Source organism: Sulfitobacter sp. 1A13679 (assembly GCF_043557115.1).
Taxonomy (GTDB): domain Bacteria; phylum Pseudomonadota; class Alphaproteobacteria; order Rhodobacterales; family Rhodobacteraceae; genus Sulfitobacter; species Sulfitobacter faviae.
Map to the genome: position 1 here is coordinate 1 of NZ_JBIFFO010000039.1, position 11,445 is coordinate 11,445.

An 11,445-nucleotide genomic window follows, 5' to 3' on the forward strand; every position below is an offset into this window, starting at 1 on the left:
CAGCCGCTCTGAGGCGCTGTGGAAGGCAAGGCTGGCCTTTTGTTGGGCGTCGGCGGCTGCATCGACTTTGTGGGAGATGCCAACGGACATCGTCTGCATATCATCGGCAGCCTTTGCCGCCGCGTTCAATGCTGCGCGATCCTCCCGCATGGCCTTGTCGAGGATGGCGGATATTTTCTTACCGTTGGTTTCCCAGTCGGTGTTTTTGACGACCGTGGCCATGTAGGTGCGTGCATCCTTGACGGAGGCCGCTGTTGCCGCCGCTTGGTGCTGCACATCGATGAGCGTGGTGGTGTTCTCTGCCGTGACGGAGACGAGGGCTTCCAGCATTTCGTCCTGGGGCGTGGGGGCGGCAGGGTTCGTCCGATCAGCCATTGCGCGCCGCCTTCTTGTCGAGGTCTGCCAGGAGCGGCTGAATGTCCTTCACGTCGAGATCGCGTGTCACCCGTTCGCGCAGGAGGCCGGCCAGCTTTGCTGCGGCCTCGGGGCTTTCCATTGCGGCTTTGACGACGACGGCGCCCGCGATGATTTTAACGCGGGTGTCGGTGGCTTTCTTCTTGGTTCTAAGTCGGGAGAGCTTGTCTTGAGCTGATGCAATCTGCTGGTCTATTGTCTTCATTGCGTGCTCCTTAGGGTTGTGCTTTGATAGCAATCGCCGAGAGTTCGGTAAAGGGCTGGAAACACGAAGTGCTCACCTATACGTCGCAAGCGACGTGTGAGCGAAGGACCGCTGCGCATCCTTTCGAAACCAAGCTAAGAGGGCGATCATGGCGATTTATCATTTTGATGCCTCTGTGATCTCTCGAAGCAAGGGGCGGTCATCGACCGCCGCGAGCGCGTACCGCGCCGCCGAGCGTGTGCGCGATCTGCGCACCGGAGAAGTGCACGACTACACCCGCAAGGATGGCGTCCTGCACACCGAGATCCTTGCTCCCGAGCACGCGCCGGACTGGGCGCGGGATCGCTCATCGCTGTGGAACGCTGTCGAGGCTGTCGAGCGCCGCAAGGACGCGCAGGTCAGCCGCGAGGTGCGCGTGGCCCTGCCCTCCGAGCTGACGCCGGAACAGAACCGCGATCTGGTGCGCGGGTTCGTTCAGGCGCAGTTCGTTGCCCGCGGTATGGTCGCTGACATCGCCCTTCACGCCCCGGGGCGTGAGGGAGATCAGCGGAACCATCATGCGCATATTATGCTGACCACCCGCGAGATTGGCCCCGACGGGTTCGGGGCTAAAAACCGCGACTGGAACGCCAAGGAGCTGCTGGTGGACTGGCGGTCGGCCTGGGCCGAGCACGTCAACCACACCCTTGAGCGCTGCAACGTCCACGAGCGGGTGGATCACCGCACGCTGGAGGCGCAGCGCGAGGAAGCCCTTGAGCGCGCCTACGCGGCCGAGCGCAACGGCGACGAGCGGGTCCACGTCGCGGAGATGGCCCGGGCCGTGGCGCTGGACCGTCCGCCCCTGCCCGACGTCGGCGCCCGGGGCTGGAGCATGATGCGGCGCGGGATTGCCACACCCGCCTCCGATCGCTGGCAGGAGGTGCGCGAGATCGGCCTTCAGGTCCGCGAGGTGGCGCGGGAGTTCCAGACGCAGGCCCGCGAATGGCTGGAGCGGGCGCTGGACCGGGTGCAGGAGCGCGCGGCGGCGCTTGGCCTCACCCGCGCCCCAGAGACGGCACTGGAGCGACTACAGGCCGCTCGTGCGTCACGCGGGGGTGCGGCTGAGGAGAGGCCACAGACCGCCCTTGAGCGGCTACAGGCGGCGCGGGAGGGGCGCGGCGAGGACCGGAGCGCCGAGATCGAGCGCAACGTCGAAAGCGCCGGCGCAGACCTGACGGAGCAGGACCGGGAGCGGCAGCGCGTGCTGGAGCGAGAGAGGGTGCTGGAACAGCAGCGGAGTATCGAGAGGGAGGGGCCGGATTACAGCATTTGAGAAGAGACTGGACATTAATCGTATATGAATAATTCTGCTTCAAAGCAAAAAAATACCCCCACCTGCTGATGCAGGTGGGGGGTACCGATATCAAATAAAGGCCCGCTCAGACGTCGTTGCCGTAGAAAAAATTATAGATTCGCAATAAAAGTCTCTAAACACTTAGGGTAAGAAATAACAGTGGATAAGCACCTAACGGGATCAAGTTCAGGATTGAACTGCATACTCTGTTTTCTCTCAAACTTCGATGGATTTTTATTACCTCTGTCTTTTCTTAGGTCAGCAAGAAACTTAACAAAAAGCTTTAAAAAAAACTTACCTCGCCACCTTAAAAGTGGATCAAGCTGACTGAAATTATGTTGTGATTTTAGCAGCTCATCTTCTGTAATATCGTCAAGCTTTGGCACTTGGTTTAATATTTCTAGATCTGTTAAGCCTATATGGCAACGTTCTCCATCCCAAGCAATGGAACTACCTATAATCTCATCATGCGGATTTGTCTTAATACTATTAACGGTACAGTGGTATATTGTAAAGTTTGAGAATTTTAAATTGACAATATAACTGTCAAGAAAAATTTTAAATCGCCTACATATACTTTCAACTTCTCGCTCTCCAATTTCGCCTGTACAGCGATATTCTGCAACTAAAATTGCACGAAGCGCCTCTTCGGACACAAGAAGATTTTCGAAAGAGTAGGTTGGCGTCATCCAGAGGAAGTCTGAAGAGCGCATTCCCCTCAAATCATCGTAGTCTCTATCAATCACGAACCGCAAATTATCTATAGAGAGCTCTTTGCTGTCCAGGGCGGCTTCGTGAGCATCAAGTACGTTCCCCTTCCCTGATAGATTTTCAAAAATAATTTTCTTCAATGCGTCGCGGTTGAGAGTGGATATGACAGACTGTAGGAAAGTGACATCATCAGCACCTTCTACGGCAATAATCGTCTTTCCATAATTTCTACCGCGAGATTTAACAATTTGCAGAAGCGCTGTTGGGCATTCTTCAGCCTGCTGAGACAGGAATTCAATTCTACCCACTAAAGAAAGCTCCCAGACTTCATGTGTCGATGAATCACCATTTCCCCTGTAAAGGGCAATAGTTCGTTTTTAAATATAAATGGTGAATGTGTTATTGCAATTAATTGACGCAACGAGGGAGCTTTACACACATCAACTAGTATTTTTTGTTGCCACTCAATGGAAAGAGAAATTTCAGGTTCGTCAATTAAGACGATATATTTTTGATTATCAGCTAGATGGAGGCGAGCAAGAACACTAATAATTTGCTTCTCCCCAGAAGACAGCGCGTCAAGCGGAAGAGTAATACCAGTATAGTTATTTTGTATGGTGACTTCGGCAGAAACCCGATCAAATACTACCGTCTTCTCTGGATCATCTGCCCAATAAGCCCCAACGACTTCCGAGAATGCTTCAAGAGCAAATTCCTCCCTTTGCGTTGATCTGTAAGTTTCCATCAACTGGCTCAAAAGCTGACGCAAATAGTGATGCCGGCCATCACGAATTGCCCCCGAATCAATTAGGCCCATTATTCTACCGAGTCTTCCCTCAGTATCACCCTCAATCCTACCTAAAAGAACTCGTAAAGTTTCGACGTCAAGCTCATATGGAAATTCTATGGAGGGTTCAATATTGTGATCGAGTAAATCGTCTAGAGCTTTCCCGCTGATTCTTGAAAATTCTTGGATCGTTGCTCTTCTAATTTTCTCAGCCTTCCTTTTTAACTGCTTACTCACATCATTCAGGCCAAAATGAATTAGTTGTGTATCATCCCATGAACCCTCCCCATCAATCATATACGAAGAGTTCGATCTCTCCTCCATGCTAGGCATGCTTCGCTCAATACGTCGATATGTTGGAAGGTATATAATATTTACGCCGTTTAGCGCGTGAACGATACGATTGTTAAGAGAAACAAACTTCTTTTTGGATTGTTCAATTTGCTTGCTATGGGGCTCTCCGGCGCTAGACCTTATCAGATGTTCGAATATATTTAAGTTTATACTATAGCGTCCCCCTGCACGCATAGCATACTTTGTTTTCTGGTAGTTTACCTTTTCACCACTTGCCCCAACGAGAATAGCTTCCTCAACTTCAGGTCTGGATGGCCGTTCAGCTGAAAATCTATCCCAAGAAAACCTTTCAACAAGATCCATATAGACCCGATTTGAAATGGGTGAATAGTCGTTTCGTTTTCCCTCAAATTCAATACCGTTTATCACTAAGCGAAATGAGTGGAAATCGGCAGAAAGAAATAGGGAATGATCACCGGAAAGAAGTGCGTAAAGGGTATTTAATAAGGTTGTCTTCCCACTACCGTTCTCTGAAGAAACAACCTTGAAATTTGTATTAAATAATAACTTTAAATCTTTGTACCCATTAACGCCAAGCAAGGAAAACTCCTCGATAACTGGCGGGCGGACTTCCATCTCAGGAGTTTTTTGGTGGCGTACCATACATGCCTCATCGGTCTAGGTGCTGCACTCTGTTAGCCTGAGTTGTCTTTCGCCGTCTAGCCTTACATCAAGTTTTTGGATTTTATCGAGTTTTTATCTAAAAATCTTGGGTGTCTTAGCTTGGCGTTTCATGCACGTCATCTTTGCTAACGCCCCTTCGGCGCACCGTAGATTGGATTTCGGAAACATGGCACTTCGGAACCAAAACCTTACTGGAATTGGGTGGTGTTCTGCTAAGTAGCGCGCTGCGATACATTTAGATTGACTGGCAGCTTAGGCTAGCTGTTGCGCTTCGCCGCTAGGAAAAGCGATTAGCTGGCCAGAACTTTCCCCGGCGGCATTGCATTCTAATGAGCGGCTGTCGGGTTAAGCTGGAGCTTGGTCCAACGTCGCCATTAGGCTGGGAGCTGGAACCCATTGCGTCTATTAGGAAAATCCGGAAGCGGCATAAGTAGTTTTTGCTTTATTTGTTAAGAAAGTCAGGACAGTGGACATTGGATCCTTCCAGAAACGCTGGTTTTTGGAACGGTTTGTGCTGGCGCAGCGAAGGTCCGCTCCGAGCCCAAAGTTGCTTTATTTGGAATGCTGTTTAAGTTGCCTGAATGGCGAGTTGAGAACGAGAAAAGATCCAAAGGACCATGGAAATCGTATTGGATTCTCTGACCGAATGGATAGAGAAACGCTTCAAGAAAAGACCGATTTTAAAATGCTTCTTGGTATTTTTGGTTTTTTCATTTGGATGCTGGCTGGCCTACGTTGAGTGGGTGGCTTGGTATTCCCAGTAGCGGCAGTTTTGTCCGCACACCGGCCCTTAATGCGGTGCCACAAACGGCCGTTTTTGGAATTGAAGCCCCCTGCCCTATTTTGCGCAGCCAAAAACACCGTTCAAAACCGCCAGAGTTGTTGAAACTTTGTTATCTCGTAAAACGAGCGAAAAAGCCGCGTTTTTGCGGTAACTTAACAGCCGCAGTTTTGCTTTCTCTCTGGTCAGTAAGTTGCGCCATCAACTGATCCTCTTTGCGTTCAGCACGTTCTACTCTTCCACGTAAATCAGCTATGTGTGCCTCTAGTTGCACTCGTTCGCGTGCTCGTTCCGTCTCTTCCCGCGCGATCTGTTCACGCAACGCATTAACTTCGGCTTCTAAATCATTGTTTATATTGGGTGTTTCAGGTGTATCAGATGGGGTTGTCGTGGCAGCAGCTTCTGGGTTGCGTTCCCTGTAACCGGATAGCCATCTTCCAAGCTCGGAAGGATCAATCTTGTATGGACTCCCCCCTCCCCCTTCAGCCGATAAATCCCCCTTTTTTACCGCTCTGGATAACGTTGGCTTACTTACACCCGTCTCTTTTGCAGCTTGTCCTAATGTATATTTCATGGGCTGTAACACCTGTTTCTAATGGGGTTGTCGTATGGAAAACATCTGTATCATACTGCTGTAACAGGTTTACACTTATGTGGAGCCAAGGGAAGTAAGTACTGGGAGGCTTTTGGTTCAAGCGCGTCTGATGGTATTTGCGCTCACCTTGAAGATACGTGCCAGCTCTGCAATGCCGCGTCCCTCCACGTCACGCATACGCGCGACCTCCACGCGGCGCTCCGACGATAGGGCAGGGGGTCTGCCACCTAGTCGCCCTCGCTTGCGTGCAGCGGTAAGACCTTCTTTGGTTCGCTCGGATATTCGCTCTCGCTCGAACTGGGCGATTGAGGCGAACACGTGAAAGACCAGCCGTCCTGCCGGCGTTGTCGTGTCGATGTCTTCGGCCAACGACCGAAACCCCGCACCCTGCTCGCCTACGGCTTCAACGATGCTCAAGAGGTCCTGCAATGATCGGCTCAGCCGATCATACTTAGTCACCACCACCACGTCGCCATCACGCAACTGCTCGATCATGCGGTTCAGCTCAGGACGGGCTCTTTTCGTACCGGATACCTTTTCGGAGAAAATGCGCTCAGCACCCGTCGCCTCAAGGGTGGAGATCTGGGCATCTAGATGCTGCTCCTCTGTCGAGACGCGCGCGTAACCGATGATCATTGATATGACCCTTCCAAAAACCTTCAACAACTAGTTGAATTTTGAACGGGGTTTGTGGCAGCGTCAATCGAGGCGGTTTGCGTATGTTCCAAAAACGGCCGTTTTTGGTGCGGTCCATAGGTCGGGTGAGCCGTGCAAATCTTCCGTTTGTAGGGCGGTATTCAACGGTCTAAGCTGGAATCGTATGATCGAAAAGGAACCCAGTCAAAATGCGCTATGACGAATGCCTACGCTCCATATACGTTCACTTAGACAGCTGGATAATAGCTCTTGTTGGGTTAACCATAGCGTTCTTTTTGTGGAGATTTGGCAAAACTGGCTTAGCCATCGCCTGCGTTGGTATCAGTTTGTTGGCAGCCGTGTCTTGGGCCTACCTGTACTATGAATTGAATTGCGTGGAGCTTTACGGTTTGTAGGCGTTCAAAGGCGAGCTTTTTAAGGATGGTAACTATTTCTATCCGAAGGCGCGCTGTGTTTGCCATTCTCCAATTAGAAACATACTGAAGCCAAACATAGCGATGCCGAAAAGCATCTATCGAATATTTTGGGACCACGCCGCCAAATACATCAAAGAAATCCACCACACGGTAATTAAGAGTACCCGTAGTATCCTTATTTGTAAGGGCTACGATACCGCATGAAGTTCCCGTAGCGACCGTGGATCCCACCTCCAAATTTTATTTAGTAAAATTCGAGTATTTTCAATATAGTCATTCACAAATCCACGAATGCGTGCAAAACTCCGTGAGAAAGATTTTGCAAAAGGAATTACTCTTTGGAAATTATATCATTTAGGATCAAAAACTACAAAGGTATTGTTGATACAACCGTTTCACTAGGTGCTGGCAAGGGATCAGTTTATACTTTAGTTGGCCTAAATGAGAGCGGAAAAACTACTATACTTGAGGCTATAAATAGTTTTCGGCCTGACCTTGATGGCGTCCACGCCATAGCACAGGAGGGGATCGATAGTTCGCATAAAGAAAAGCTTGTACCTAAGAAAAACAAGGCTAATTTCAATGGTGAGATTGAGGTTAAAGCTGAGATAATTATTAGCGATGATGATGTATCAAAAATTGTTGAGCACTTTAGCAGCCTTGATAGTGGTAGCTTTCGAATTGAGCCCGACAGCATACCGAGAAAATGTCACCTTAGTAGGCGCTGGTCTTACGAAAATTCTGATTACAAGTCGGCCAGAAACGTATGGCAAGGTTTTACACCAAAAGCAAAAATTTCACCAGCACGAAAGTTCACAACGTTAAGTTTTTCATCCCGTGAATGGCAGCAAATTGTTGCGTTTACTGCGTTGTTACTTCCAAAGATTGTATATTTCCCCACGTTTCTTTTTGATTTTCCTGACAGGGTGCTAATTTCCGAAGGAAAACCATCTGAGAATGAGAGATCTAATCCATACTTTAAAAGTATGCTGGAAGAAGCCGTATCTTCGATTAACAAAGGATTTGATTTAAAAACTCACGTAGTGGATCGAGTTCTAAATCACGAATCCAAAAAGACATTTGCTAAATGGTTTCCGTCATTCTTACAGTCTGATGCAAATGCACAGGTAAAAGCAACGCTAAGCGAACTTACGCGGTCAATAACACATGAAGTTTTTGACCGCTGGGAGGCTGTTTTGGGATCAAATATAAGCGGAAAAAAGTTAAAATTAGAGCCCATAATTGAGGAGGGAGAAGGAAACACAAGAGACGTCTATCTAAAGTTTGAAATTGAGGACGGAAACGAAGTCTACAAAGTTTCTGAGCGTTCGCTTGGGTTTCGTTGGTTCTTTAGTTTTCTTCTTTTTACAAAATACTTTAAAGGCAATGTTAACGGAGAAAGCATTTTTCTTTTTGACGAACCTGCAGCGAACCTTCACTCAATGGCTCAAAACAAGCTCCTTGATAGTTTGGAAGACATTGCGGGCATTAAAAACATTATTATTTATACTACCCACAGCCACCATATGATAAACCCGCTTTGGCTTGAAAATACTTTTATTATTTCAAACGGTTCCCCAACAGAAGTAGGGGATGTAGTTAATATTGAATATGATGATGGTAATGCTGATATAAGAGCCAAAAAGTACAAAACATTTGTCGGCCAAAATTTAAATCGTCAGCATTATTTTCAGCCTATTTTAGATAAACTTCAAATTCGCCCTGTTCCCCTAGAAATACGTGAAGGGGGAGTGCTTGTGGAAGGGAAGTCAGACTTCTACATTTTAAATTGGTATAAAAAGCACTATGCGCCTGACTTGGGAATAAATTTCATTCCTGTTGAAAGCTCGGGAAATGCTAGCGCTTTAATTTCTCTTTATTTAGGTACAGCTCAAGATTTCTTAGTGCTACTAGATAGCGATGCGGCTGGAGATAAAGAGAAACTAAGCTATCTCAGAAAGCTTCCTGTCAATGAAATGCAGATAGTTCAAATTGGAGACATATTGATTGGTAAAAAGGAAATCGAAGATTTGGTTTCTGATGATTTATTGCGGCAGATATCTGGCATATATTCCTCTAACAAAAAGAATACGAAAAAGCTTATCTCGTCAGCTTTTTCTGAAGATCTCGTTGGGGACCCAGATCTTAATGTGGACGAAGCCACCCTAAAGGACCTTAAGCTTTTAATTGAAGCTCTAAAGAAGCGATTACAAGATATCTCTGGTTAATATTTATTTTATAATCTCGCAATTATCATATGGTTCTCTACCATCATGCGTAACATTGGAAGTTGAGGAAGGATTTTTTATGAAGCTCACCGCACCGAATAACTTCTGCACCATGTTGTGAAGGTTTTCTCGATGCTGATCGTATTCAGCGGGATCGATTTTGCACTGCACCACTTGCGAAATGCGTCTGCCAACTGTCGAAGATCTGGCACATGACCGCCTTCAAGCTTTGGTGCCGTGTCCCGTACAATCCGGTCCCATGGCTGCGTGCCTCGGATCGTGCCGTGTTCCGGAAAGGTGAGGGTTGGGATTTCAGCTGTCCCGTCGCGCCGTGCTTTACGACCTACCTTGGGACGTTCCAGTTCGCGCTTGGTGTCACGCTTCCGCTCAGGCTCTTTTTCTGCCCAGGCAATCGTAATGCCCGTCACCGTGCGTCCAGATTTGCGCGGCGTCACTGTTAGGGTCAAACGCGACGTTTGGTTGATTTCGGCTATGGCTGGGTGGATAGCCCGAGCGTTGAAATTTGCAAAACGCGTTAACTTTCCCTCAGGCACTCCCATTACCGCCCGAAGCTCTGACACAGTAAAAGTTTTGCTGGTGACGTAGTTCAGGTTCACTAATGATGAGACATACTGGAACAGTAAAATCGAGTACTTTGAGGACAGGGCAAACACCGTCTGCCGGTCCATAATGGCCCAGTGGCACGAGTTCTCGGCCATCTCACGGAAGGCGCCGCCAAACCACCATGCGACCAGCAAATCATCGGTGGCTTCATCCCGGTAATCCAGCTTTGCCCGATCCAAGAACCCACCGATAATTTCACACTGGGCGTCAGTATCGTCGAAGACCATCACAGCGCCGGCAAGCTCGATGAACAACTTACGCAGCGTAGCCCGAGAATGGTTTCGCATTCCCGTAATGGATTTGATGCTGGCCAGCCGAAGCTCGTGGCGCGCGTCCTCAGCCATGCGCCCCCCTGCCGTTGCTATAAGCAAATGCATCAGCTTAAGGGCTTCAGCACTTGGCGGGTTCTCAATGTAAACGCCGCGCGCCACCTCAGCTGGCAGTACGGTTTTGGCATCATCATGAGCGCGATCAGTCGCAACTTGAAGTGTCTTTATCATGGTAACATTTTTGTAGAACTTTTTGTTACCTGTAAAGTAGCTTTAGCGTCCCCATTTGTTACTTTAGCGTCCCCATTTGTTACTTTAGCGTCCCCATTTGTTACTTTAGCGTCCCCATTTGTTACCTATAACTGCGTAAATCTCTGTATTTGTTTATTTATTATCGCCTGAACTTATAGAACTTATAGAACAAGAAGGCGCTCCGCGCTTTTTGGTAAAAATATGAGTTGGTTTTGGTGCGAATGTGACCGTTGCGCCTTCAAGGGTTACTTGATCTGTAATACATAATGGTACACACAAGTTGTGCCCAAACCGCAAGGAGTGATGCCATGCCTCGTAATACGTCAGTGACCCTTGGAGATCATTTTGCCGGTTTCATCAGCGAGCAGGTCGAGGCCGGTCGTTATGGCTCAGCCAGCGATGTCGTGCGCGCTGGACTGCGGCTTCTGGAAGAGCACGAAGCCCAAGTGAAGGCCCTACAGGCTGCTCTCATTGCAGGAGAGAAATCAGGGAAGCCCCGCGCCTTTGACAGCGAAGCCTTCCTGAGCCGCATGCATGCAAAGCATGCGGCCTCACATGCCGGATAAATCTTACACGCTGGCCCCGCTGGCGGAGATCGATCTGGAAGATATCTGGTTTTACACGTTTCAGACGTGGTCGCTTGCGCAGGCGGACAGCTACCTTCGCGATGTCGTTACCGCGTTCGAGGCATTGGTCTCGGGTGTCCGGACGGGCCGAGAGGTCGACGTGCGCCCCGGCTATCTGAAATGCCCCGTGGGATCGCACATGATCTATTTTCGGGAGCGCAGAGACCGCATTGAGATTATGCGCGTGCTGCACCAGCGGCAGGATGTCAGCCTGAACCTCTGAACGGTGCAGGCTGATCGGGGTCACTGCGCAACGTCTTGCCAGATGACGCAGGCAAGGTTGTCGCCGGACGGCATTGTTTGCCCGCCGAGGGTTTCGCAGTCTGCATCGGCGGCGTTGAGCGCCAGTGCGGTCTTCGCGTCCCAGAGAACTGCGTATTTATTCGCTGGCTCCCGTGCAAAGAAGCCTACAGCCCCGCAGAGCGCCGCTACGAGGGCCAACATGCCCATCCTGCGCCACTTGCCCTGCTCGTGGGCCTCCATGACGCGTAGCAGCCGCTCTGAGGCGCTGTGGAAGGCAAGGCTGGCCTTTTGTTGGGCGTCGGCGGCTGCATCGACTTTGTGGGAGA

Annotated in this window: 12 protein-coding genes; 4 read left to right on the forward strand and 8 right to left on the reverse strand. The window is 49.3% G+C overall.

What is annotated here, in order from left to right; translation table 11 throughout:
• Together ACGYLA_RS18930 and ACGYLA_RS18935 are read right to left on the reverse strand one after the other, a co-directional pair.
• Nucleotides 1-375: hypothetical protein (locus tag ACGYLA_RS18930; RefSeq protein ID WP_394434519.1), on the reverse strand; the 375-nt coding region annotated here is incomplete at its 3' end.
• Nucleotides 368-619: a hypothetical protein gene (locus tag ACGYLA_RS18935; protein ID WP_394404551.1), complete on the reverse strand. Its 252-nt coding sequence runs from the start codon at nucleotides 617-619 to the stop codon at nucleotides 368-370. The genes ACGYLA_RS18930 and ACGYLA_RS18935, both read right to left, overlap by 8 nt.
• A 148-nt stretch (nucleotides 620-767) precedes the next feature.
• Here ACGYLA_RS18935 and mobQ point away from each other — a divergent pair, with 148 nt between their 5' ends.
• A complete protein-coding gene (gene mobQ / locus ACGYLA_RS18940; RefSeq protein WP_394404550.1) occupies nucleotides 768-1,931 on the forward strand; it encodes a MobQ family relaxase in 1,164 nt (387 codons plus the stop codon).
• 131 nt (nucleotides 1,932-2,062) lie between these two features.
• Here mobQ and ACGYLA_RS18945 read toward each other — a convergent pair whose 3' ends face one another.
• The 4 genes from ACGYLA_RS18945 to ACGYLA_RS18960 all read right to left on the reverse strand — a co-directional run bounded on the left by ACGYLA_RS18945 (nucleotide 2,063) and on the right by ACGYLA_RS18960 (nucleotide 6,440).
• Nucleotides 2,063-2,971 carry a DUF4435 domain-containing protein gene (locus ACGYLA_RS18945; protein ID WP_394404549.1) on the reverse strand — a complete coding sequence of 303 codons (909 nt, stop codon included), beginning with the start codon at nucleotides 2,969-2,971 and terminating at the stop codon, nucleotides 2,063-2,065.
• On the reverse strand, nucleotides 2,971-4,407 hold the full coding sequence (locus tag ACGYLA_RS18950; protein WP_394404548.1) for an AAA family ATPase: 1,437 nt from the start codon (nucleotides 4,405-4,407) through the stop codon (nucleotides 2,971-2,973). The genes ACGYLA_RS18945 and ACGYLA_RS18950 overlap by 1 nt, the downstream gene beginning before the upstream one ends.
• A 914-nt stretch (nucleotides 4,408-5,321) precedes the next feature.
• Nucleotides 5,322-5,783 carry a helix-turn-helix domain-containing protein gene (locus ACGYLA_RS18955; RefSeq protein ID WP_394404547.1) on the reverse strand — a complete coding sequence of 154 codons (462 nt, stop codon included), beginning with the start codon at nucleotides 5,781-5,783 and terminating at the stop codon, nucleotides 5,322-5,324.
• Between the two features lie 117 nt (nucleotides 5,784-5,900).
• Nucleotides 5,901-6,440 carry a recombinase family protein gene (locus ACGYLA_RS18960; RefSeq protein WP_394404546.1) on the reverse strand — a complete coding sequence of 180 codons (540 nt, stop codon included), beginning with the start codon at nucleotides 6,438-6,440 and terminating at the stop codon, nucleotides 5,901-5,903.
• Between the two features lie 775 nt (nucleotides 6,441-7,215).
• Between ACGYLA_RS18960 and ACGYLA_RS18965 the strand changes: the two genes are divergently transcribed.
• On the forward strand, nucleotides 7,216-9,105 hold the full coding sequence (locus ACGYLA_RS18965; protein WP_394404545.1) for an AAA family ATPase: 1,890 nt from the start codon (nucleotides 7,216-7,218) through the stop codon (nucleotides 9,103-9,105).
• Nucleotides 9,106-9,191: 86 nt separating this feature from the next.
• On the opposite strand, the gene ACGYLA_RS18970 is transcribed toward ACGYLA_RS18965, so the two are convergent.
• The gene (locus ACGYLA_RS18970) at nucleotides 9,192-10,229 is read right to left on the reverse strand and encodes a replication initiation protein (protein WP_394404544.1); all 1,038 of its coding nucleotides are present in this window, start codon (nucleotides 10,227-10,229) and stop codon (nucleotides 9,192-9,194) included.
• A 329-nt stretch (nucleotides 10,230-10,558) separates the two neighbouring features.
• Here ACGYLA_RS18970 and ACGYLA_RS18975 point away from each other — a divergent pair, with 329 nt between their 5' ends.
• Both ACGYLA_RS18975 and ACGYLA_RS18980 read left to right on the forward strand, forming a co-directional pair.
• Nucleotides 10,559-10,816, forward strand: a complete 258-nt coding sequence (locus ACGYLA_RS18975) for a type II toxin-antitoxin system ParD family antitoxin (protein WP_394404554.1) — start codon at nucleotides 10,559-10,561, stop codon at nucleotides 10,814-10,816.
• Nucleotides 10,806-11,099, forward strand: coding sequence for a type II toxin-antitoxin system RelE/ParE family toxin (locus tag ACGYLA_RS18980; RefSeq protein ID WP_394404553.1), 294 nt, complete (start codon nucleotides 10,806-10,808; stop codon nucleotides 11,097-11,099). The genes ACGYLA_RS18975 and ACGYLA_RS18980 overlap by 11 nt, the downstream gene beginning before the upstream one ends.
• Nucleotides 11,100-11,119: 20 nt before the next feature.
• Here the strand turns inward: ACGYLA_RS18980 and ACGYLA_RS18985 are convergent.
• Nucleotides 11,120-11,445: hypothetical protein (locus tag ACGYLA_RS18985; protein WP_394434524.1), on the reverse strand; the 326-nt coding region annotated here is incomplete at its 5' end.